Annotated in this window: 23 protein-coding genes; 9 read left to right on the top strand and 14 right to left on the bottom strand. The window is 74.7% G+C overall.

Translation table 11 applies throughout. The annotated features are described in order from the left end of the window. Window positions 1-53: 53 nt before the first annotated feature. From C229_RS35870 to C229_RS0123040, 6 genes are all read right to left on the bottom strand, one after another. Complete coding sequence (locus C229_RS35870) at window positions 54-188, bottom strand: hypothetical protein (protein WP_018657481.1); 135 nt, start codon at window positions 186-188, stop codon at window positions 54-56. Between the two features lie 26 nt (window positions 189-214). After that, window positions 215-826 carry a TetR/AcrR family transcriptional regulator gene (locus tag C229_RS0123060; protein ID WP_018657480.1) on the bottom strand — a complete coding sequence of 204 codons (612 nt, stop codon included), beginning with the start codon at window positions 824-826 and terminating at the stop codon, window positions 215-217. Then, complete coding sequence (locus C229_RS0123055; protein ID WP_018657479.1) at window positions 826-1,041, bottom strand: hypothetical protein; 216 nt, start codon at window positions 1,039-1,041, stop codon at window positions 826-828. The genes C229_RS0123060 and C229_RS0123055 overlap by 1 nt, the downstream gene beginning before the upstream one ends. A 147-nt stretch (window positions 1,042-1,188) precedes the next feature. After that, window positions 1,189-2,001, bottom strand: coding sequence for a class I SAM-dependent methyltransferase (locus tag C229_RS0123050; protein ID WP_018657478.1), 813 nt, complete (start codon window positions 1,999-2,001; stop codon window positions 1,189-1,191). Between the two features lie 67 nt (window positions 2,002-2,068). After that, on the bottom strand, window positions 2,069-2,338 hold the full coding sequence (locus C229_RS0123045; RefSeq protein ID WP_018657477.1) for a hypothetical protein: 270 nt from the start codon (window positions 2,336-2,338) through the stop codon (window positions 2,069-2,071). Continuing rightward, a complete protein-coding gene (locus C229_RS0123040; RefSeq protein WP_018657476.1) occupies window positions 2,325-2,990 on the bottom strand; it encodes a TNT domain-containing protein in 666 nt (221 codons plus the stop codon). Before C229_RS0123040 ends, C229_RS0123045 begins: the two co-directional genes overlap by 14 nt. A 167-nt stretch (window positions 2,991-3,157) precedes the next feature. On the opposite strand from C229_RS0123040, the gene C229_RS0123035 reads away from it, so the two are divergent. Further along, window positions 3,158-4,228 carry a winged helix DNA-binding domain-containing protein gene (locus C229_RS0123035; protein WP_033424694.1) on the top strand — a complete coding sequence of 357 codons (1,071 nt, stop codon included), beginning with the start codon at window positions 3,158-3,160 and terminating at the stop codon, window positions 4,226-4,228. Here the strand turns inward: C229_RS0123035 and C229_RS0123030 are convergent. From C229_RS0123030 to C229_RS0123020, 3 genes are all read right to left on the bottom strand, one after another. Then, entirely contained in the window at window positions 4,225-5,061 is an 837-nt protein-coding gene (locus tag C229_RS0123030) for an NAD-dependent epimerase/dehydratase family protein (RefSeq protein ID WP_026314073.1), read from the bottom strand. The genes C229_RS0123035 and C229_RS0123030 overlap by 4 nt on opposite strands. 132 nt (window positions 5,062-5,193) lie before the next feature. After that, window positions 5,194-6,510: a sensor histidine kinase gene (locus tag C229_RS0123025; protein WP_018657473.1), complete on the bottom strand. Its 1,317-nt coding sequence runs from the start codon at window positions 6,508-6,510 to the stop codon at window positions 5,194-5,196. After that, on the bottom strand, window positions 6,507-7,178 hold the full coding sequence (locus tag C229_RS0123020; protein ID WP_018657472.1) for a response regulator transcription factor: 672 nt from the start codon (window positions 7,176-7,178) through the stop codon (window positions 6,507-6,509). Before C229_RS0123020 ends, C229_RS0123025 begins: the two co-directional genes overlap by 4 nt. An 82-nt stretch (window positions 7,179-7,260) precedes the next feature. On the opposite strand from C229_RS0123020, the gene C229_RS31540 reads away from it, so the two are divergent. From C229_RS31540 to C229_RS0123000, 4 genes are all read left to right on the top strand, one after another. Continuing rightward, window positions 7,261-7,812 (top strand): PepSY domain-containing protein, encoded by a 552-nt coding sequence (locus C229_RS31540; RefSeq protein ID WP_018657471.1) that lies wholly within the window; start codon window positions 7,261-7,263, stop codon window positions 7,810-7,812. Between the two features lie 89 nt (window positions 7,813-7,901). Continuing rightward, the gene (locus C229_RS0123010) at window positions 7,902-8,864 is read left to right on the top strand and encodes a TIGR03885 family FMN-dependent LLM class oxidoreductase (protein WP_018657470.1); all 963 of its coding nucleotides are present in this window, start codon (window positions 7,902-7,904) and stop codon (window positions 8,862-8,864) included. 2 nt (window positions 8,865-8,866) lie between these two features. After that, complete coding sequence (locus tag C229_RS0123005; RefSeq protein WP_018657469.1) at window positions 8,867-10,522, top strand: alpha-amylase family protein; 1,656 nt, start codon at window positions 8,867-8,869, stop codon at window positions 10,520-10,522. Between the two features lie 66 nt (window positions 10,523-10,588). Then, on the top strand, window positions 10,589-11,098 hold the full coding sequence (locus C229_RS0123000) for an O-acetyl-ADP-ribose deacetylase (protein ID WP_018657468.1): 510 nt from the start codon (window positions 10,589-10,591) through the stop codon (window positions 11,096-11,098). 4 nt (window positions 11,099-11,102) lie between these two features. On the opposite strand, the gene C229_RS0122995 is transcribed toward C229_RS0123000, so the two are convergent. The 3 genes from C229_RS0122995 to C229_RS0122985 are packed head-to-tail and all read right to left on the bottom strand — an operon-like array spanning window position 11,103 to window position 13,985. After that, window positions 11,103-11,567 (bottom strand): universal stress protein, encoded by a 465-nt coding sequence (locus C229_RS0122995; RefSeq protein ID WP_018657467.1) that lies wholly within the window; start codon window positions 11,565-11,567, stop codon window positions 11,103-11,105. A gap of 29 nt (window positions 11,568-11,596) precedes the next feature. Continuing rightward, complete coding sequence (locus C229_RS0122990; protein WP_026314072.1) at window positions 11,597-12,373, bottom strand: TIGR03084 family metal-binding protein; 777 nt, start codon at window positions 12,371-12,373, stop codon at window positions 11,597-11,599. A 10-nt stretch (window positions 12,374-12,383) separates the two neighbouring features. Further along, window positions 12,384-13,985 (bottom strand): AMP-binding protein, encoded by a 1,602-nt coding sequence (locus C229_RS0122985; protein ID WP_018657465.1) that lies wholly within the window; start codon window positions 13,983-13,985, stop codon window positions 12,384-12,386. Window positions 13,986-14,053: 68 nt separating this feature from the next. On the opposite strand from C229_RS0122985, the gene C229_RS0122980 reads away from it, so the two are divergent. Continuing rightward, window positions 14,054-14,866, top strand: a complete 813-nt coding sequence (locus tag C229_RS0122980) for a class I SAM-dependent methyltransferase (RefSeq protein WP_018657464.1) — start codon at window positions 14,054-14,056, stop codon at window positions 14,864-14,866. Here C229_RS0122980 and C229_RS35865 read toward each other — a convergent pair. Then, window positions 14,832-16,928: a PEP/pyruvate-binding domain-containing protein gene (locus tag C229_RS35865; protein WP_018657463.1), complete on the bottom strand. Its 2,097-nt coding sequence runs from the start codon at window positions 16,926-16,928 to the stop codon at window positions 14,832-14,834. The genes C229_RS0122980 and C229_RS35865 overlap by 35 nt on opposite strands. A 114-nt stretch (window positions 16,929-17,042) precedes the next feature. After that, complete coding sequence (locus C229_RS0122970) at window positions 17,043-17,801, bottom strand: SDR family NAD(P)-dependent oxidoreductase (protein ID WP_026314071.1); 759 nt, start codon at window positions 17,799-17,801, stop codon at window positions 17,043-17,045. 103 nt (window positions 17,802-17,904) lie between these two features. Here C229_RS0122970 and mshA point away from each other — a divergent pair, with 103 nt between their 5' ends. Genes mshA through C229_RS0122955 form a run of 3 tightly spaced genes read left to right on the top strand, consistent with a single transcriptional unit; the run spans window position 17,905 to window position 20,479 of the window. Beyond that, on the top strand, window positions 17,905-19,194 hold the full coding sequence (mshA, locus tag C229_RS0122965) for a D-inositol-3-phosphate glycosyltransferase (RefSeq protein WP_018657461.1): 1,290 nt from the start codon (window positions 17,905-17,907) through the stop codon (window positions 19,192-19,194). Beyond that, complete coding sequence (locus C229_RS0122960; RefSeq protein WP_018657460.1) at window positions 19,191-19,694, top strand: type III secretion system chaperone family protein; 504 nt, start codon at window positions 19,191-19,193, stop codon at window positions 19,692-19,694. Before mshA ends, C229_RS0122960 begins: the two co-directional genes overlap by 4 nt. 35 nt (window positions 19,695-19,729) lie before the next feature. Next, window positions 19,730-20,479 (top strand): phosphoglyceromutase, encoded by a 750-nt coding sequence (locus tag C229_RS0122955; RefSeq protein ID WP_026314070.1) that lies wholly within the window; start codon window positions 19,730-19,732, stop codon window positions 20,477-20,479. Window positions 20,480-20,547: the final 68 nt, after the last annotated feature.

Raw genomic sequence — 20,547 nt, 5'->3', positions numbered from 1 at the left:
GATGTACGGCGACCGCCTGATGCCGTCCGGCGCGACGTCCCCGGTAGCCGCCTTCAGGCGTCTCGCGGACGCAGGCCGTCGAGGATCGCCGCCACGAGGGCGGCCCCGTCCGGCGGTGGCGGCCGGGGCGCCGCTTCCGGCGAGGCGGGGAGTAGCCCGGCGATGATCGTCGCCACGAGGACGTCCACTTTGGGCTCCGGCGGCGGCGCCGGTTTCAGGTGGGGCGGGGGCGTAGGCCGGTGAGGATCGTCGTTACGAGGGTGTCCACGTTCGGTGGGGGCGGGGATGGGGCTCCCAGGAGGGTCGCTACGACGGGTTCGTGGCAGGCGCCGACGATCAGTGTCGTGGCGGCCGTGACGTCGACGTCCGGGGCGATGCGGCCGAGGTCGCGGGCGGCGGCGAGGTCGGCCGCCAGGCGGTGCCGCCAGTCCGGGTCGGGCGACGGGAGCGCCGCCAGGCGGCGCAGGACCTCGGGCTGCGTCGTCAGGCCCGCGAGTGCCGGGAGGATCGCCGCGTGCAGGGCCGTGCCGTGGGCGATGTGGGCGCGGAGCAGGTCGTCGAGGGGGACGTCGGCCGGGGCGGGGAGCGGCGGCAGGGACCGCTGGGCCGACGTCAGGTAGGCGCGCATCGCCAGCGCGAGGAGTTCTTCCTTGTCCTCGAAGTGGTTGTAGAGCAGGCCGACGGCGACGTTCGCCTCGCGGGCGATGGCGCGGACCGTCAGGCCCGTCGTGCCCCGGGCCGTGATGAGGCGTTCGGCCGTCGCGATGAGGTGGTCGCGGAGGGAGCGGCCGTCGCGGTGCAGGGACGTGGCGGTTCGTGGGGGCATCACCGCTCATCGTAGGAGAGGGCGGCGGTGAAGCCGTGCCCCGCCAGCACCTCCAGGAAAGGCCGCGGGGCGATGACCTCGTCCGCGTACGCGATCCCGCGTTCCAGGCACGCCCGCGCCAGCGCGGTGTTCCGGCGGTCGGCGCACATGAGCACCGCGTCCACGCCGTCGAGCGCGTCCGCGACGGCCCCGGCGTCACCGACGTCGAGCCGCACCGCCCGCACCCCCGGCAGCGCCCCGCCCCGCCGCGACGACCTCGCCCGCGCGCCCGACCAGTGCCCGGGCCGCGACCCGCCCCGCGGCCCCGAACCCGCCAACGACGAGCACCCGCCCGAGCCGGGCCCCGGCCGTGTTCTCGGGGGTCATGGGCGGGTCGCCGTGATCAGCCAGGCGGCGCCCGTCAGGCGGACGGCGCCGTTGCTCTCGTAGCGGCCGAGTGCCTCCGTCGCCGCTCGGCGGGCTTCGGCGGTCGCCTCGGGGGACGCGTCGCGGAGTGCGTGGCGGACGGGGCCCCACTCCAGGAAGAAGGCCGCCGCGTCGGCGGCGTCGCGGCCCCAGACCTGCTCGGCGTCCACGCGGGCGCAGGCCGGCGCGTCGAAGCCCGCCGCCGTGAGGAGGGCGTGGACGCGGGCGGGGTCGGACAGGGACGTCGGGCCGGTGCCGTCCGCGCCGGTCGGGGCGGGGGTGCCGAGAGACGCGAAGACGTCGGCTAGGTCGTGGTCGGAGATGGCGGCCATCGCGACGAACGCGACGCGTCCGCCGGGCCGCAGGGCGCGGCCGATGTTGGCGAAGGCGGAGACCGGGTCGACGAAGAACATCACGCCGAACCGGCTGATCGCGACGTCGAACGCCCCGGCGGGCAGCGGGTGCACCTGCGCGTCGCCCTGCTCGAACGTGACGTTCGGGACGTCCTCGGCCTCGGCGCGCGTCCGGGCGCGGGCCAGCATCGGCGCGGACAGGTCGAGGCCGGTCGCGTGCGCGGTGCGCCCGGCGGCGAGCCGGGTGAGCTGCCCCGCGCCGCAGCCGACGTCGAGCACCCGGTCGCCCGGGCGCAGCAGGTCCAGAACGTGGTGGTTGAACCCGCCGTTCACCGCGTCGAACCGGTCGTACCGCTCCGCCCAGTGCCGCCCCTCGTACCCGTTCCACGCCTCGTGCTGATGAGTGTTGACGATCATCCGACCCTCCATGAACATGTGTTCATGAACCATCGTTCACGCATCCGCCGCTGTCAAGGGCGGCCGGTTACTCGCGGTGGGGGAGGGCGAGGGCGAGCAGGCGGTTGCAGGCGCTCGGTTCGGTGGGGTGCGGGGGGTCGGCTCTCCACTCGCCGCGTTCGTAGATGCCCGTCTCCCAGAGGCCGGGTGACGACGGGGAGCGGCGCAGGTAGACGAAGTCGACGGGGAGCGGGGACGGCTCGTGCTCGCCCTCGATGAAGTAGAGGTCGTCCGGGACGGCCGCCGCGCGCAGCAGCGAGTGCAGCGCGCGGCGGTCGGACGGGTCAGGCGCGGGCAAGGTAGCCGTTCGCGACGAGCCAGCCGACGTTGAGCCGCTGGTCGGGCCCGGGCGACAGCAGCGCCGGGTCGAGCATGATCTGGCGGCCGCCGCCGGGCTGCGCGAACCACGGCGCGATCCGGCCCTGCCACACGGGGAACGCCTTGCGGACGCGGTACCGGTGGTAGTCGCACGGGTACGCCTGCTCGCGCGTGTTGAGGTTCTGCGGCGGCAGCGACCGCTTGGCGTAGGCGTCACCGGCGGGGGCGAGGAACGAGCCGTACTCGGAGCCGAACCGGTCGAGCGTCAGGCCCGGACGCAGCGTGACGCGGTTCTTGTCGAGGCGGTCCCGGACGGTCGCGAACCCGTCGTTCGGCGGGTACTTCCAGCCTGCCGGGGACTGCGGCGTCTCCGCCCGCCAGTACCGGGCGAAGAACGCCGCCGGAGCGAGGTTCCCGGTGCGCTTCCAGCCCTCCAGCAACGGTCCGACGGGGCGCTCCTTACGGTTCGGCAGGCGCTTGGGCCCGAGCCGCGCGTCGCCCCGGAACTCGCCCGTGCACGTCCCGGGACGTTCGGCGGCCCGGGGCGGTGGCGCCGCGCTCGCGGGAGCGGGAACGACCAGGAAGCCGACGCTCAGGACGAGCGCGGACACGACGGCACGCAGACGGGACACGCGAAGCCTCCAGGGAGAACGACGTAGCCGGTTCGTCGCTCATCGTGTCAGACCACGCACGAACGGTGAGCCCGTTCGGCGACAATCTCACCTTCCCGCCACGTCCCCCTGACCCCACCCGCACCGCCGCCGGGGTCTGTCGGTGGCGGCCGGTATCGTCCGGACGCGTGACGGTGCCCGTGCTCGGCCGAAGGTCCCTCAACCGCGCCTACCTGGCGCGGCAGCTCCTGCTGGAGCGCCACGCGATGCCGGTGCTGGACGCGCTGGAACACCTCGTCGGCCTCCAGGCGCAGGCGCCCGCCCCGCCCTACCTCGGCCTGTGGTCCCGGCTGGACGGCTTCGCGTTCGACGACCTGGCGGGCGCGCTGGAGCGCCGCGACGCCGTCCGCCTGATCCTGATGCGCGGCACGATCCACCTGGTGAGCGCCCGCGACGCCGCGATCCGCGCCCTCGTCCAGCCGCTGCTGACCCGCGCGATCGCCCCCGCGCTCACCGCCCACCTCCCGGACGCGCTCGACGCCGCCCGCGCGTTCTTCGCCGAAGCGCCGCGCACCGACAAGGAGGTCCGCGAGCTGATCGCCGGGCGCTGGCCCGACCGCGACGCCGCCGAACTCGCCCGCGCCGTCCGCTACACGCTGCCGCTCGTCCAGACGCCGCCGCGCGGCCTATGGGGCAAATCGGGCCTGGCGCGGCACACCACGCTGGACACCTGGCTGGACGCCGAGCCCCCCGCCCCGACGATCGACGCGCTCGTCCTGCGCTACCTGGGCGCGTTCGGCCCGGCGTCGGTCCGCGACGTCCAGCAGTGGTCGGGCCTGACCGACCTGGGCGAGATCGTCGCCCGCCTCGCCCCGGGCCTGCGCGAGTTCCGCGACGAGGACGGCCGCGTCCTCTACGACCTCCCGGACGCCCCGCGCCCCGACGCCGACACCCCCGCGCCGGTCCGCCTGGTCCCCGAGTTCGACAACCTGACGCTGTCCCACGCCGACCGCGCCCGCGTCGTCTCCGACGCGCACCGCAGGGAGATCTTCACCGTCAACGGCATCATCCGCGCGACGCTGCTCGTGGACGGCTTCGTGCACGGACGGTGGAAGCTGGAGCACAAGAACGGCACCGCGACAGTGACGATCCACCCGTTCGCCCCCATCCCCGACGAACAGGCCGTCGCGGACGAGGCCGGACGTCTCGCCTCCGCCGCCCACCCGAAGGCGGACGTCCGGGTGGAGATCGCGGGTTAGGCGTTCAGATCGCGGAAGCCCTCGCGCCACGACGGCACGGCGGGCCGCCAGCCCAGCTCGCGCGCCCGCGCGTTCGACACCGGACGCGCCAGCGGCGCCGCGTGCCGCGCCGTCGGCGGCGACGGGAGGCCGAGGGACGCGGTGTAGACGGGCAGCCAGTCGCCGGTGCGGGCGGGCTCGTCGTCCACGATGTTGACCGGCCCGGACGGCCAGTCGAGCGCGGCGACGGCCGCCGCGGCGGCGTCGTCCACGTGCACGAACGACGTCCACGTCGGGTTGGACTTCTGCTCACCGGCGCGGGCCTGCTCGGCGAAGAACCCGTCCGGCGCGTACCAGGTGCCCGGCCCGTACAACGCTCCATAGCGCAGCACGACGCCGCGCGGCATCTGCGCGACGGCCGACTCCAGCGACACGACGCCCTCGTAGGGCTGCGGCGCGGGGTCGAGCGCGTCGGTCTCGACGGCGGGCGTGGTGCCCGGCACGTACAGCCACGCGATGCTCTGCGCGACCATCGTCTCGACACCGGCGGCGAGCGCGGCGTCGACGAGGTTGCGGGTGCCGGCGATGCGCAACCGGGAGTTGGCCTCGAAGTCGCGGCCGGCGAGGTCGGTGAGCTGGTGGACGATCGCGTCGGGCGCGAACCCGGCGACGGCCTCACGGGTGGCGTCGGCGTCGAACACGTCGAGGACGAGCGGGGTCGCCTTCTGGTCTTCGATGGACCGGGCGCGCTCGGGGCTCCGCGTCGTGCCGGCGACCTCATGGCCGGCCTCGACCAGTGCCGGGATCATCCGGCGGCCGACGACTCCGGTCGCACCGGCAACGAGAATCTTCAAGGGGGGAACCTCCACGACTTACACGTCATTGTGGTCGTCCTGACGGCAGTCTAGCCCCGCGTCCACCCACGTTTCCCTCCCTGACCGGGTGGTTCCGACCACTGATCGTCCGCCGCGACCGCCGCCGCGCGGTCAGGGAACCGCGACCGGGAGCGTGATCGTCAGCAGGGCGCCGCCCTCCGTAGCGGCCCCTGTCGTGAGAGTACCGCCGGAGGCAAGGACGAGGTCGCGCGAGATCGCCAGTCCGAGCCCGGCGCCGCCCGCGTCGCGGCTGCGCGCGTCGTCCAGCCGGACGAACCGCTCGAAGACCCTTTCGCGGTCTGCCGGGGGGATTCCGGGCCCGTCGTCGGCCACGTCGATGATCGCCCGGCCGTCCTGTTCGCGCAGAGAGATGAGAATTTCTGACTCGGCGTGTCGCGCCGCGTTGTCGAGCAGGTTGCCGACCGCGCGGGTCAGCCGCCCGGCGTGCCCGGACACGGTGGGCGCCGCCCGGACGTCGACCCTAACCGGCGGTCCGGGCCGGGGCCGGGCGCCCTCCTCCCGGACCAGGTCCGCGAGGTCGACGCGCGCGGCGGGCGTGGTGTCCCCGGCGTCCAGCCGGGCCAGCAGCAGCAGGTCGGCGGCGAGGTGCTGGAGCCGGACGACGTCCTCGACGAGCCCGTCCACGTCGAGCAGCGCCGGATGCGCCTGCGCCACCTCGACCTGCGTGCGCAGCGACGCGATCGGGCTGCGCAGCTCGTGCGAGGCGTCCGCGACGAACGCGCGCTGCCGCGCCACGGCCTCCTCCAGCGCGGCGAGCGTGGCGTTGGTCGTGGTCGCGAGCCGCCGCACCTCGTCGCGCGTGCGCGGCACCGGGACGCGCCGCGCCAGGTCGCCGGACGCGGTGATCGCCGCCATCTCGGCGCGGATGCCCTCCACGGGCCGCAGCGCCCGCCGCGTGACGAGCCAGGTGACGGCGGCGACGACGGCCAGCAGCGGCGGCAGGCCGGCCAGCAGCGCCGTCGCGACGGTGCGGGCGCCCTCGCGCTCGGCGGCGAGCGAGACGCCCGCGACGACCACGGCGTCCCGGCCGTCCGCCGCCCGGACGGGGACGGCGGCGAACCGGTAGTCGCCGGTCTCGCCGTCCACGCGGGCGGTGCCGGTGGCGAAGGAGGCGTCCTCGTCGTCGGGTTCGGGCAGGCCGGTCATCGCCTCCAGGTCCTCGCTCTGCGCGACGACGCGTCCGGCGACGAGCACCCGCACCGGGACGTCGTCGGAGAGGTCCAGGTCGGACGCGCCCGCCGCGACCCGCGCCGCGACGTCCCGCGCCTCCAGCTCGGCCTCCAGCGACGCCTGCCCGCGCAGCTCGGCGCGCAGCAGCAGCACGGTCACGACCCCGGCGAGCGCGAGCGCGACGGCGACGACGCCGGTCGCCGCCAGCGTCGCCCGCGCCCGGACCGACCCCGTCACCGGGCCGTCAGCCGGTATCCGGCGCCCCGGACGGTCCGCAGCGACGTCCGCCCGAACGGCGCGTCGATCTTGCGGCGCAGCGCGGACACGTACACCTCGACGATGTTGGGGTCGCCGTCGTAGGCGACGTCCCACACGTGCTCGATGATCCGCGTCTTGGACACGACCGTCTCGGCGTTCACCGCCAGGTACTCCAACACGGCGAACTCCTTGGCCGTCAGCGCGACCTCGGCGTCCCCGCGCCAGACCCGCTGCGCGCCGGGGTCCACGACGAGGTCGCCGACGGTGACGCGCGGCAGCCCGCCCGCCGCGCGGCGCCGCAGCAGCGCGCGGACGCGGGCGAGCAGCACCACGTAGGAGAACGGCTTGGTGAGGTAGTCGTCGGCGCCGGTGTCGAGCCCCTCGGCCTCGTCGTACTCGCCGTCCTTGGCGGTGAGCATGAGGATCGGCGTCGCGACCCCGGCGGCGCGCAGGTCGGCGCAGACGCGGTAGCCGTTGCGGCCGGGCAGCATGATGTCGAGGACGATGAGGTCGTGCTCGCCGCCGAGCGCCAGGTCGAGCCCGGTGTCGCCGTCGTGCGCGAGGTCGACGGCGTAGCCCTCGGCGGTGAGCCCGCGGGCGAGGGACACCGCGAGCCGGCGTTCGTCCTCGACGATCAGCAGGCGCATGCGTCCAGGCTGCCAGACGGCGCCTGAAGCGGGCTTCAGGAAGCTTCAGGGGAGCCTCAGCCGCGCCCTCCACGCTGGAGCCATGAACACACGGACGAAGAAGGTCGTCATCATCAGCGCCCTCGCGGGCGGAGTCCTCGCCGCGGGCGGCGCGACCGCCGCCGTGGCCGCCGATCGCGGCACCGAGCCCGCGCCGAAGGACGTCAGGCTGACGGCCGCGCAGGCCGCGCAGACGGCCCTGCGCGCGGCCCCCGGCCACGTCGCGGAGCTGGAGCTGGACGACGGCGTCTGGGAGGTCACGGTCGTCGGTGCGGACGGCGCCTGGCGCGAACTGGAGATCGCGGGCGACTCCGGCAAGGTCGCCCGCAACGCCGTGGACCAGGACGACGACGACCGCGCCACCCGCGACGCCGAGGCCAAGGCGCTGCGCGCGAGCAAGGTCACCGCCGAGGCGGCCGCCGCGACGGCGCTGCGCACCGCGCAGGGCACCGTCACCGGCGCCGAGTTCACCGGCACCGGCTGGGAGGTCGAGGTCACCGACGCCAAGGGCGCCGAACGCGACCTCACCTTCGACGGCAACGGCCAGGTGACCGCCAACGCCCCCGACACCGACGACGACGCCGACGACGACTGACCTCGCCCCCTCCGGACCCCGCCCGCAGGTAGGGCGGGGTTCGGGGCGAAGATGGAGTTTCTTCGGATTCGGTGGGTACTGCGCCGCGCATGACCGTCTACGGAATCCACGCCTCGCACGAACAGATCGCCCCCGGCGCCCTGCTGGACGCCGTCGTGCGCGCCGAGCGGGCGGGGTTCGGCGCGGCCATGTGCTCCGACCACTTCGCGCCGTGGAGCGAGCGGCAGGGCGAGTCCGGGTTCGCCTGGGCGTGGCTCGGCGCCGCGCTCCAGGCGACCGAGCTGCCGTTCGGCGTCGTCAACGCCCCCGGCCAGCGCTACCACCCGGCGATCATCGCGCAGGCGATCGGGACGCTCGGGTCGATGTTCCCCGGCCGGTTCTGGGCGGCGCTCGGCACCGGCGAGGCGTCCAACGAGCACATCACCGGCGACCGCTGGCCGCGCAAGGAGCTGCGCACCCGCCGCCTCCGCGAGTGCGTGGACGTGATCCGCGCGCTGCTCGCCGGTGAGGAGGTCAGCCACGACGGCCTGGTCACCGTGGACCGTGCCCGGCTGTGGACGCTGCCGGAGACGCCGCCCGCGCTCGTCGGCGCGGCCGTCAGCGTCGAGACGGCCCGCTGGTGCGCCGAGTGGGCCGACGGCCTCATCACCGTCAACGCCCCCGACGACCACCTGCGCGCGATGATCGCCGCCTACCGCGACGCGGGCGGGCGCGGCCCCCTCTACCTCCAGGTCCACCTGAGCTGGGCGCCGGACGAGGACGAGGCCGCCCGGATCGCCCACGACCAGTGGCGCAGCAACGTGTTCCCGCCCCCGGTCTGCTGGGACCTGGAGACGCCCGAGCACTTCGACCGCGTCTCCGAGCACGTCACCCCCGAGCAGGTCGGGCGGACGGTGAACGTGTCGTCCGACCTCGCCCGCCACACCGCCCGCCTCCGCGCTTACGCCGACCTCGGCTTCGACGGGATTCAGCTCCACCACGTCGGCCAGGACCTGGCCCCGTTCATCGACGCCTTCGGTGCGAAGGTCCTCCCGCAGCTCAAGGACGCGTGACCATGAAGATCAGCCGGACCGCCGACCTGTGGTGGAAGAACGCCGTCGTCTACTGCCTGGACGTCGAGACGTTCCAGGACGGGAACGGCGACGGGATCGGGGACTTCCGCGGCCTCACCCAGCGCATCGACCATCTGGATCGGCTCGGCGTGACGTGCATCTGGCTGATGCCGTTCTATCCGACGCCCGACCGCGACGACGGCTACGACATCACCGACTTCTACGGCGTCGACCCTCGCCTCGGCACGCACGGGGACGTCGTGGAGTTCCTGCGCACCGCGCGCGACCGGGGCATCCGGGTCATCGCGGACCTGGTCGTCAACCACACGTCTGACCAGCACCCCTGGTTCAAGGAGGCCCGCCGCTCGCGGAACTCCAAGTACCGCGACTGGTACGTCTGGGCGGACAAGCCGCCCAAGGACGGCCCGAAGGGCGTGATCTTCCCCGACAAGGAGAAGGGTCTCTGGACGTACGACCGTAAGACCCGGCAGTACTACCTTCACCGCTTCTACCGGCACCAGCCCGATCTGAACATCACCAACCCGGAGGTCCGGGACGAGATAGCGCGGATCATGGGGTTCTGGACGGAACTCGGCCTGTCGGGCTTCCGGGTGGACGCCGTCCCGTTCATGCTCGAAACGACCGGCCAGGCCGACGCCGTCAAGCTCCCCGACCCGCACGACTACCTCGCGGACCTGCGCGCCTTCCTCGACCGCCGGGGCGAGCAGGCCATCCTGCTCGGTGAGGTCAACCTGCCGTATCCGGACGCGATGGAGTTCTTCGGAGACGAGGCCCCCGAGCTGACGCTGAGCTTCGACTTCCCCGGCATGCAGGCGATGTACCTCGGCCTGGCGCGCGGCGACGCCCGCCCGCTCGCCGCGACGCTGCGCGAACGCCCCCTGCCGCCCAAGGACGGCCACTGGGCGACGTTCGTCCGCAACCACGACGAACTGACCCTCGACAAGCTGAGCGAGGCCGAGAAGCAGGAGGTCTTCGCCGCGTTCGGCCCCGAGGAGGACATGCGCCTGTACGACCGGGGCCTGCGCCGCCGCCTGCCGCCGATGCTCGGCGGCGACCTGCCGCGCGTGAAGATGGTCTACAGCCTGCTGTTCGCGCTGCCCGGCACGCCCGTCCTGTTCTACGGCGAGGAGATCGGGATGGGGGAGAACCTGGCCGAGGAGGCGCGCGCGGCGGTCCGCACGCCGATGCAGTGGCGTCCCGGGCCGGGCGCGGGCTTCTCCACCGCCGACCCGAAGACGTTCCCGGCGCGGCTCGCGGAGGGCGAGTTCGGGCCCGACCGCGTCAACGTGGCGTCCCAGCGCAACGACGCCGACTCGCTGCTGTCGTGGATACGGCTGCTCGTCGAGCGGTACCGGGAGACGCCCGAGCTGGCGTTCGGTGACGTCGAGGTGCTCGACGCCGGGGCCGACGCCGTCCTGGCGCACCGCGCGTCCGTCGACGGCCGCGCGGTCGTCACCGTGCACAACTTCGCCGGGACCGAGGCGGACTGCACGATCGCGGGCCTGCCCGACGGCGTCTGGCACGACCTGCTCGACGACGGCGACACCGAGGTCACCGGCGGTGAGATGACGCTGCGGCTGCCCCCGTACGGCTGCCGCTGGCTGCGCTCGGACGGCGCGCGCCGCTCGCCCGTCTGACCCGCCGCGTCCGGTTAGGGTCGGGGAGGGGGCGCATCCGGACGGGGTCGGTGGAAGGCAGAGGTCATGCGGATCACGCTGGTACAGGGCGACATCACCGAGCAGGCGGTGGACGCCGTCGTCAACGCGGCCAACTCCTCGCTGCTGGGCGGCAGCGGCGTGGACGGCGCCATCCACCGGCGCGGCGGCGCGGCGATCCTGGAGGAATGCCGCGCGCTGCGCGCCGCCCAGTACGGCGCGGGCCTGGCGACCGGCGCGGCCGTCGCGACGACCGCCGGCGACCTGCCCGCCCGCTGGGTCATCCACACGGTCGGCCCCGTCTTCTCGGCGCAGACCGACCGCTCCGACCAGCTCGCGTCCTGCTACCGCGAGTCGCTGCGCGTCGCGGACGACCTGGGCGTGACGTCGGTGGCGTTCCCGGCCGTGTCGGCGGGCATCTACGGCTGGCCCGTCGACGACGCCGCGCGCATCGCGGTGGGCACGGTCCGCGCCACCCCCACCCAGGTCGACGAGGCCCGTTTCGTGCTCTTCACGCCCGATGTCTACGCGGCGTTCGAGAAGGCCCTGACGGGCTGAACGCTCAGTCCGCCGGGCGGTTGGGCACGATGAGCATCGGCCGGTTCGCGTGGTGCAGGACGCGGTCGGAGACGCTGCCCAGCAGCACCGAGCGGGCCGCCGACAGGCCGCGCGAGCCCATCACGATGACCGAGGCGTCGACTTCGGCGGCGACGTCCACGATCGCGGCCCACGTCGGGCCGTTGGAGCGTTCCGAGACCGGGCGGACCTCCAGGAACCCGGCCTCGCGCGCCAGCGCCGCGCCCTGCTCGGCCAGCCGCTCGGCCTCGGTCTCCTCGGAGTACTTCCCGGCGTCCTCGTCGGCGGGCGGCATCGCCCCGGCCGCCGCCATCGGCGCCCACGCGAGCTGCGCCAGCAGCGGCTCCCACACCGTGAGCACGACCGCCGGTTCGGGCTTGAGGTGGGCGCCCGCGTAGGCGATGGCCGTCTGCGCGTCCGCGGAACCGTCATAGGCGATCAGAAGGGTCATACCGTCGATCTGTCCAGCGTGCGGTGGTTCTAACCTGCGCGGCGCGGGTCGTCGCCGGGCGGTCCGGCGAACGCCTGCGCGATCGTCAGCCAGTGTTGGGAGTCCGGGCCGTCCGCCCGCACGGCGAGGTCGGCGGGGTGGCGGCGGCGCGTCACCAGCAGCGCGAAGTCGAGCGCGGGTCCGCGCACGGACTGCGCGGCGTCGTCCGGCCCCCACGTCCACACGGCGCCGGACGGGGCGTCGATCGTGATCCGGAACGGCTCGGCGGGCGGGGTGAGGCCCCGGTTGAGGTAGGCGAAGTCGCGGGCGCGGACGCCGATGTGCGCGACGTGCCGCAGCCGGTCGGTCGGCGCGACGACGGCGCCGAGCGCGTCGGCGACGTCCAGGCCGTGCGCCCACGTCTCCATCAGCCGCGCGGTCGCCATCGACGCGGCGCCCATCGGCGGCCCGTACCAGGGCACCCGCGTCCCGGCGGGGACGGCGGCGAGCGCGGCGACGACGTCGCGGCGGCTCTGCCGCCAGGACGCGAGCAGGTCGGCCGGGTCGCGGCGGGCGCCCTCCTCGGCGCCGCGTTCGACCAGGTCGAGGGTGGCGCCCTCCAGGCTCTTGGCGAAGCCGTCGGCGTCGGTGGCGGCGAGCACGGACATCTCGTCCGTCCACAGCAGGTGGGCGATCTGGTGCGCGATCGTCCATCCGGCGGCCGGGGTCGGGGTGGCCCACGCCTCCGGTGCGAGCGGTCCGACGAGGGCGTCCAGGGCCTCGCCCTCGGCGGCGAGGTCGGTGAGCAGGCTGTCCAGATCCGGCATGCCCGTCATGCTAGCCGAACGTGATTCGGTCCACGAGGGCGCGGGCGGCGGCGTAGTCGGCCTTGCCGTTGGGCAGGCGCAGCCCCGCGTCGGTGCGGACGAACGCCTTGGGGATCTTGTAGCGGGCCAGGCGCGCGGCGCAGGCGTCGCGGAGCGCGGCGTCGCCGGGCTCGGCCCCGGCGCGCAGGACGGCGACGATCTCGGTGCCCCAGCGCTCGCTCGGACGCCCGACGACCAGCGCGTCCGCCACCCCCGGGACCGCCCGGAGCACGCCCTCCACCTCCTCCGCGAACACCTTCTCGCCGCCGGTGTTGATCGTCGTGGCCTCGCGTCCCAGCACCTCGACCGTGCCGTCCGCGCACAGCCGCGCCCGGTCGCCCGCGACGACGACGCGGCGGCCCGCCACGACCGGGAACGTCGCCGCCGTGCGCGCCGGGTCGCCCAGGTAGCCGAGCGGGAGCCGGCCGCCCGTGGCGAGCCAGCCGGTCTCGTCCTCGCCGGGCGACAGGCGGCGGGTGCGGTCGGCGCTGAGCACCCACGTGCCCGGCGACGGGACGAACGGCGCGTCCCCCACCCGGGTGACGGCGAAGCCCGACTCCGACGAGCCGAGCACGTCCACGACGCGGACGTGCGGCAGCAGCGCGGCCAGCTCCGCGCGGACGTCGGCGCCGAGCCCGGCGGCCGAGTTCAGCAGGGTCCGCAGCGCGGGAAGCCCGCGCGGGCGGGCTTTGAGGGCCGCCAGGAGGGGCCGGGCGAAGGCGTCCCCGACGAGCGGAATCCGGGTCACGGCGTGCCTCTCGGCCGTGTCGAGCAGGTCGTCGGCGTCGAGCCCGTCCACCCGGTCCGGCAGGACGACCGGCGCCCCGCCGCACCAGGCGCCGAGCGCCGACCAGGTTCCCGCACCGTGCATCATCGGCGGCGCGACCAGCACCCGCGCCGTCGAGCGGACGGCCCGCTCGACCGCCTCGTCCAGCTCTTCGACCGGGGTTCCGTCGCGGCGGACGAGCGCGAGCGGCCCGGCGATCAGGTCCCCGATCCGCCACAGCACGCCCTTGGGCAGCCCGGTCGTGCCACCGGTGTAGAGGATCTGGAGATCGCCCGGGGAGGCGTCCAGGGTGATCGGGGCGGCGTCGGCCAGGGCCTGTTCGTAGTCGAGCGCGTCCGGGAGCAGATCGGCGCCGGAGCCGTCCGCCACCTGGAGCAGCAGCGGGCGCGTGTCCAGCTTCGGCAGGACGCGGGCCAGCGTCGCGGCGAAACGTGCGTGGAAGAGCAGTGCGGCGGGTCTCGCGTCGGTGCAGAGCTGGACGAGCTCTTCGTCCACGTACCGGTAGTTGATGTTGAACGGGGCGACGCGTGCTTTGTGCGCCCCGACGAGCCCTTCGAGGTACTCCGGGCCGTTGTGCAGGTAAAGGCCGAGATGGTCGTGCGGGGAGCGCCACGGGTCGGGGGCGTCGTGGCGGCGGCCGAGGCCGTGCGCGTGCAGGACGCCCGCCAGCCGCCGCGTCCGGTCGGCGGTCTCGCGCCAGGTCCGGGTCCGCGCGCCCCACAGCAGGCTCGGCCGGTCGGGGACGGCGGCGGCGATGGCGTCGTGCAGCGTGGCCAGGTCCAGCATCGGCGCTCCTCGGCGACGGTGTCCGGCCCCCACCGTAACTGAACACTTATCACTACGCTGGAGGGGTCATGACCCGCACGCAGCGACCGCAGGGCGAGATCACCCGCGGTACCACCGCCCCCAACCGCCTGCGCCGTATCGACCGCTGGATCGCCGCCACCCAGCGGCAGGCCCTGCGCGCCGTCCCCGGCCCGCTCGCCGTGGACCTCGGCTACGGGGCGTCCCCGATCACCACGGTCGAGCTGTACGAGCGGCTACGGGCCGTTTCGCCCGACCTGGACGTCACCGGCATCGAGATCGACCCCGACCGCGTGGCGCGCGGCGTCGCCCACCTGGCCGCCCACCCGCGACCGGGGCTGACGTTCCGGCGCGGCGGCTTCGAGCTGCCGGTGGACCGTCCGCCCGTCCTGATCCGCGCCCTGAACGTCCTGCGCCAGTACGACGAGCCCGCCGCCTGGCGGGCGTGGGACGGCCTCCGCGCGCGGCTGCACCCGGCGGGCGTCCTGGTCGAGGGCACCTGCGACGAGATCGGCCGCCGCGCTACCTGGACCACCCTCGGCCCCGAAGGCCCCCGCACCCTCACCCTGGCCGCGCACCTCCCGACCCTGGAGCGCCCGTCCGACCTGGCCGAACGCCTCCCCAAGACCCTGATCCACCGCAACGTCCCCGGCGAGAGGATTCACGCCTTCCTCACGGCCTTCGACCACGCCTGGGCCACCACGTCCCCCTACTCGGCCTTCGGCCCCCGCTCCCACTGGATCGCGGCGGTCCGCCTCCTCGCCACCACCCACCCCGTCCACACCCACCCACCCCACGGAGCCCACCCCCGCTGGCGCCTCGGCGAAATCACCGTCCCATGGCCAACCGTGGCCCCGCGCTGACGACCGGCTCGGCGGGCGGGGACGGGTGGCGGGCGTCGTGGTGGTCGGTGCGGCGGGTGGGGTCGGCGGCCCAGAGGAAGGGGTCGAAGGGGCCTTGGATCGTCGTCGGGTAGGCGGGGAGGACGCGGTAGCGGTCGTAGGTGCGGCGGCGGACGTCGACCCGCGTCAGCGGGGCGTGCTCGCCGTCCAGGACGGCGAGGAGTTCGTCCAGCGCGAGCAGGAACAGGTCGCCGCCGTGGCCGGTCAGCTCCCCGGCGCGCAGCACGAACGTCCGCACCACCCAGAACGCCCGGACCACCTCGGACCGGGCGGCCTCGCGGCGGAACGCGTCCCGCGCCCAATGCGCCACCTTGGCCCGCATCCGGTCGGCGTGGCCGGGCTTGCGCGCGTGGAAACGCCGCCACGCCTCGGCGCGCGCCGCTTCGCGCTCGTCCAGCCGCCCGGCCGCGTCCGGCTCCGGCGCGGCGGGCCAGTTCGGGTCCTCGGCGGGACGGGGCGCGGCCAGCTCGAACTCCGCCGCGCCCCGGTGCCCCCACGCCAGGACGTAGTCGGCGCGGTCCACGTCGCCGCGCGCGTACCGGGCGTACGCGGTGGCCGGATCGAGCGACGCGCCCTTCGGCGAGCACAGCCCGGTGAGCAACGCGTCGGCGTCGTCCGCCCCGACGAGCCCGGCCAGCTCCCCGTGCAGCTCGGCGCGGGTGTCGCCGTCCGCGCGCGCCGCCGCCGCGACCATCCGCGACGCCTCCAGCACGTACGGCAGCACCGCCTCGTGCCAGACGTCGATCAGGCCCGACCCGGTCGACGTGCGGTCGACGCGGGCCCGCAGCGCCGCCGCCCGGCCCGGCGACCCGGCGAGGAAGTCCGGCAGCCGCCGCCGGTCGTACGCGACCCGCGCCGCCGTCCGCGCGGCGACCGGCAGCAGCGCCCGCAGCACGTCCCGGCGCGGCAGCGGCGCGGGCCGCACCTCGACGCCCGCCGGAACCCGCCCGAACACCCGCTCCGCCGAGCCGAGCCGCGTCGCGCCCGGGAACGCCCGGGCGAGCGCCCGGCCGACGCTCATATTCCGGTACGCGCGCCCGCCGATCCGCCCGTACGCCCGGAAACCGGGCACCGACATCATCGGCATCGCCGCGTTCATGAAGATCTGCACCAGTGACCACGTCGCGGGCGTCATGACGTCCGGCACGGCCCCGGCGACGCCCTCGTTCGTCCAGACGTCGTCGCGGCCGAGCCCGTCGTTCCACGTCTCGGTCTCCGCGCCGAGCCGCACCGCCGCCGCGCCGAGCAGCCACGGCCGGTCGTCCCGCGCCCACTCGACCGCGACGGGACGCCCGTACAGCTCCTCGACGCGGCTCCCGAGCCGGGCCAGCTCCCCGGCCTGCTCCGCCGTCAGCACGGGCTCGCCGGGGGAGCGGCGGCCGAGCGTCCGCCCGGTGGCCCGCTCGACGACGGTCACCTCGGGCTCGCCGTCCCCGCGCGCCGCCCGCACCGCGATCTCGGCGGGCGCCGACGCCGCGAGCGTCCCGGACGTCCGCGCCGCCACCATCGTCTGCACGAGGACGGCGAGCGCCGCGTCCCGGTGCGCGATCCCGAGCCGTTCCCGGTGCGCGATCGCCCCGGCCGACCACAGCGACGCCCACACCCGGCGGATCGCCCGCAGCACGGCGGCCTCCTGCCGGACGCCCAGCTCCGTCCGGTGCAGTCCGGAGACCCGGATGCCGTGGTCGGGCGCGGACGCCCGCACGGCGACGGGATGGTCCCGGTCGCCGAGCGCCGCGTACGCCCAGCGGATCGGGCCCGCGACGTCGGTGTGCTGCTCGTGCCGCTCGAACAGCGCGGCGATCCGCCGTTCGGCCTCGGCGGGCGCGTGGTCGGCGACGGCGGCGAGGATCGCGTCGCCGATCCCGGCGCGCGCCACGTAGTCGCGGTAGGCGTCCGTCGTCACGACGAACCCGTCCGGCACCGGCAGCCCGCCGGCGGCGATCCGCGCGAGGTCGCGCGCCTTGCCGCCCACGGTCTCCATCGCCATGCGCGCGTCCCGCAACGCCACCGCCACCGCCATGAGAACCCCCCGATGCTCACGTCACCGGGGGTCGTACCCGCGAATGCCCGGATGGACGCACTCCTCGCCGCGCTCCGCCAGCCGCAGACCTACGACCGCGCCCGCTGACGCGTTTCAGACGCGGTGCAGTTTGTACGGCGTCGCCTGGACGCGGGGCTGCACGTCGATGCGGTCGATGTTGACGTGCTCGGGCCGCGTGACGGCCCAGGCGACGCAGTCCGCGACGTCCTCCGCGACGAGGGGGTCCGGGACGCCCCGGTACGGCGCCTCGGCCTTCTCGGCGTCGCCCTTGAAGCGCACCAGGCTGAACTCGTCGGTCCTGACCAGCCCCGGCGCCACCTCGGTCACCCGCACCGGCTCGGCCACCAGCTCCAGCCGGAGCACCTCGTTCACCGCCACGGCGGCTGATTTCGCCGCGTTGTACCCCGCACCGCCCTCGTACGGCACGTGCCCGGCGATGCTCGTGATGTTGACCACGTGCCCCGCCCCGCTCCCGGCCAGCTTCGGCAGCAGCGCCTTCGTCACCCGCAGCAGCCCGAGCACGTTCGTCTCGTACATCGTCCGCCAGTCGGCCGGGTCGGCCTCGGCCACCGGTTCCAGGCCGACCGCGCCGCCCGCGTTGTTCACCAGCACGTGACACGTCCCGACGGCCGCCGCCAGCGCGTCCACGGACGCCTGGTCCGTCACGTCCAGCGTCACCGCCGCGACCTTCCCCGCCCCCGGCACCGACCCGGTGATCTCCTCGGCGAGGGCGTCCAGCCGGTCCCGCCGCCGCGCCGCCAGCACCACGTGGAAACCCTCCGCCGCCAGCCGCCGGGCCGTCGCCGCGCCGATACCGCTGCTCGCACCCGTCACTACCGCAGTTTTACGCATGGGGGCCAGCTTTCCAGGTCGCCCGGGACCGCCGATGGTTGACGCCCTGCGTGCGGGAACACCGCAAGCCACGGATAGGTTGCACAGTCGGAGGTGGTGCCTGGTGTCGGGTCGGATCGGCCGGATCGCGACGATCAGCGTGCACACGTCCCCGCTGGACCAGCCCGGGACGGGCGACGCGGGTGGCATGAACGTGCTCATCGTCGAGACGGCCAAGCGCCTCGCGGCGCGGGGCGTGGCCGTGGACATCTTCACCCGCGCCACGTCGCGCGCGCTGCCGCCGGTGGTGGAGATGGCCCCCGGAGTGCTCGTCCGGCACGTCGTCGCCGGTCCGTTCGAGGAGCTGGACAAGGGCGAGCTGCCCCGCCAGCTCTGCGGTTTCACCTCCGGCGTGCTGCGCACCGAGGCGTCCTTCGACCCCGGCCACTACGACCTGCTGCACTCGCACTACTGGCTGTCCGGCCAGCCAGGATGGGCCGCCAAGACGCGCTGGGGCGTGCCGCTCGTCCACTCGATGCACACGCTCGCGAAGGTGAAGAACGCCGCGCTGGCCGAGGGCGACAAGCCCGAACCGGCCGCCCGCGTCCTCGGTGAGGAACAGGTGGTCGACTCGTCCGACCGGCTCGTCGCCAACACCGCCGAGGAGGCCCGCGACCTCGTCGAGCTGTACGGCGCCGACCCCGCCCGCGTCACCACCGTCAACCCCGGCGTCGACCTGTCCCGGTTCGCCCCGGAGTCGCCGCTGACGCTGCGTCCCGCGCGCCGCCGCCTCGGCCTGCCCCGCGACGCCTACGTGCTGCTCTTCGTCGGACGCATCCAGCCCCTCAAGGCACCGGACGTCCTGCTGCGCGCCGCCGCCCGCATGCTCCGCGACGACCCGGCGCTGCGGTCCCGGCTCGTCGTCGCCGTCGTCGGCGGCCCGTCCGGCAGCGGACGGTCCCGTCCCGAGGGCCTGCAACGCCTCGCCGCCGAACTCGGCATCTCCGACGTCGTCCGGTTCGAGCCGCCCTGCCCGCAGGGCGAGCTGGCCGACTGGTACCGCGCCGCCGACGTCACCGTCGTCCCCTCGCACAACGAGTCGTTCGGCCTGGTCGCCGTCGAGTCGCAGGCGTGCGGGACGCCCGTCGTCGCCGCCTCGGTCGGGGGGCTGCGCACCGCCGTCCGCGACGGGGAGAGCGGCGTCCTCGTCCGGGGCCACGACCCGGCCGACTACGCCGCCGTCCTGCGCGGCCTCGCCGCCGACCCGTCCCGCCGCGCCCGGCTGGCGCGCGGCGCCCGCCGACACGCGCAGTCGTTCGGCTGGGACGCCACCGTCGACCGGCTGCTCCAGGTGTATACCGGTGCGGTCAACGCCCGCACGCCCGCCCACGTCGCCGCGGAGGTGACCGCATGACCCGCTCGTCCGGTGAGATCGTCGCGACCATCGAGGAGACGCTGCGCGCCGCGGAGCTGGAGTTCGACCGGCCGCGCGACGGCGCGTTCTTCGTCAAGCTGCCCGGCGAGCGCAAGCTCGCGACGATGACCTGGCTCATCGTCGGTGACCACAGCCTGCACATCGAGGCGTTCTTCTGCCGCCGTCCCGACGAGAACCACGCCGACTTCTACCGGTTCCTGCTGGAGCGCAACGGCCGCCAGTACGGCGTCGCGTTCACGCTGGACGAGGTCGGTGACGTCTACCTCGTCGGCCGCGTCTCCCTGGAGTCGATCACCGCCGACGAGATCGACCGCCTCCTCGGCTGCGTCCTCACCTACTCCGACGAGAACTTCGACAAGGCCCTGGAACGCGGCTTCAAGAGCTCCATCCAGAAGGAGTGGGACTGGCGCGTCAAGCGCGGCGAGAGCCTCCGGAACCTCCAGGCTTTCGCGAGCTTCGCGGACCCCGCCAACCGCTGAGAGGCGCGCGCGGCCCCGCCGGTAAGCTCTGCGGCATGGCGACCTTGGTACTGCTGCGGCATGGCGAGAGTGTGTGGAACGCGGAGGGCCTGTTCACCGGCTGGGTGGACGTGGACCTGTCGGCGAAGGGCGAGAGCGAGGCGACGCGCGGCGGCGACCTGCTGCTCGACGCGAACATCACGCCGGACGTCGTCCACACGTCCCTGCTGAAGCGCGCCATCCGCACGGCGGAGATCGCGCTGGACGTGGCCGACCTGTCCTGGATTCAGGTGCGCCGCTCGTGGCGCCTGAACGAGCGCCACTACGGCGCGCTCCAGGGCAAGAACAAGGCGCAGACCCGCGAGGAGTTCGGCGAGGACCAGTTCAAGATCTGGCGCCGCTCGTTCGACGTCCCGCCGCCTCCCATCAAGGACGACGACCCGCTGTCCCAGGTCAACGACCTGCGCTACGCGTCGCTGCCGTCGGAGCTGATCCCGCGCACCGAGTGCCTGGCCGACGTCATCGACCGCATGCTCCCGTACTGGTACGACTCGGTCGTTCCCGACCTCGCCGCGGGCCACACGGTGCTGATCGCCGCGCACGGCAACTCCCTGCGCGCCCTCGTCAAGCACCTCGACGGCATCTCCGACGACGACATCGCGGGCCTCAACATCCCGACCGGCATCCCGCTCGTCTACGAGCTGGACGACGACTTCGCCCCCCTCAAGCGCGGCGGCGACTACCTCGACCCGGCCGCCGCCAAGGCCGCCGCCGAAGCCGTGGCCAACCAGGGCAAGAAGAAGTAACCCCCGCCGGGGCTCCGGCCCGGACACCCGGAGCCCCGGCGCCGGACTCCCGCTGATCGCAGCGTGCG

Source organism: Actinomadura flavalba DSM 45200, assembly GCF_000374305.1.
GTDB lineage: Bacteria > Actinomycetota > Actinomycetes > Streptosporangiales > Streptosporangiaceae > Spirillospora > Spirillospora flavalba.
The sequence above is the reverse complement of the archived record's forward strand: the minus strand, read 5'-3'. Positions and strand labels throughout refer to the sequence as shown.

Excerpts from the sequence above, each read along its gene's own strand:
- C229_RS0123060 (WP_018657480.1), bottom strand. The coding sequence starts at position 826 with ATGCCCCCACGAACCGCCACGTCCCTGCACCGCGACGGCCGCTCCCTC.
- C229_RS0123050 (WP_018657478.1), bottom strand. The coding sequence starts at position 2,001 with ATGATCGTCAACACTCATCAGCACGAGGCGTGGAACGGGTACGAGGGG.
- C229_RS0123020 (WP_018657472.1), bottom strand. The coding sequence starts at position 7,178 with ATGCGCCTGCTGATCGTCGAGGACGAACGCCGGCTCGCGGTGTCCCTC.
- C229_RS31540 (WP_018657471.1), top strand. The coding sequence starts at position 7,261 with ATGAACACACGGACGAAGAAGGTCGTCATCATCAGCGCCCTCGCGGGC.
- C229_RS0123010 (WP_018657470.1), top strand. The coding sequence starts at position 7,902 with ATGACCGTCTACGGAATCCACGCCTCGCACGAACAGATCGCCCCCGGC.
- C229_RS0123005 (WP_018657469.1), top strand. The coding sequence starts at position 8,867 with ATGAAGATCAGCCGGACCGCCGACCTGTGGTGGAAGAACGCCGTCGTC.
- C229_RS0123000 (WP_018657468.1), top strand. The coding sequence starts at position 10,589 with ATGCGGATCACGCTGGTACAGGGCGACATCACCGAGCAGGCGGTGGAC.
- C229_RS0122995 (WP_018657467.1), bottom strand. The coding sequence starts at position 11,567 with ATGACCCTTCTGATCGCCTATGACGGTTCCGCGGACGCGCAGACGGCC.
- C229_RS0122990 (WP_026314072.1), bottom strand. The coding sequence starts at position 12,373 with ATGCCGGATCTGGACAGCCTGCTCACCGACCTCGCCGCCGAGGGCGAG.
- C229_RS0122985 (WP_018657465.1), bottom strand. The coding sequence starts at position 13,985 with ATGCTGGACCTGGCCACGCTGCACGACGCCATCGCCGCCGCCGTCCCC.
- C229_RS0122980 (WP_018657464.1), top strand. The coding sequence starts at position 14,054 with ATGACCCGCACGCAGCGACCGCAGGGCGAGATCACCCGCGGTACCACC.
- C229_RS35865 (WP_018657463.1), bottom strand. The coding sequence starts at position 16,928 with ATGGCGGTGGCGGTGGCGTTGCGGGACGCGCGCATGGCGATGGAGACC.
- C229_RS0122970 (WP_026314071.1), bottom strand. The coding sequence starts at position 17,801 with ATGCGTAAAACTGCGGTAGTGACGGGTGCGAGCAGCGGTATCGGCGCG.
- C229_RS0122960 (WP_018657460.1), top strand. The coding sequence starts at position 19,191 with ATGACCCGCTCGTCCGGTGAGATCGTCGCGACCATCGAGGAGACGCTG.
- C229_RS0122955 (WP_026314070.1), top strand. The coding sequence starts at position 19,730 with ATGGCGACCTTGGTACTGCTGCGGCATGGCGAGAGTGTGTGGAACGCG.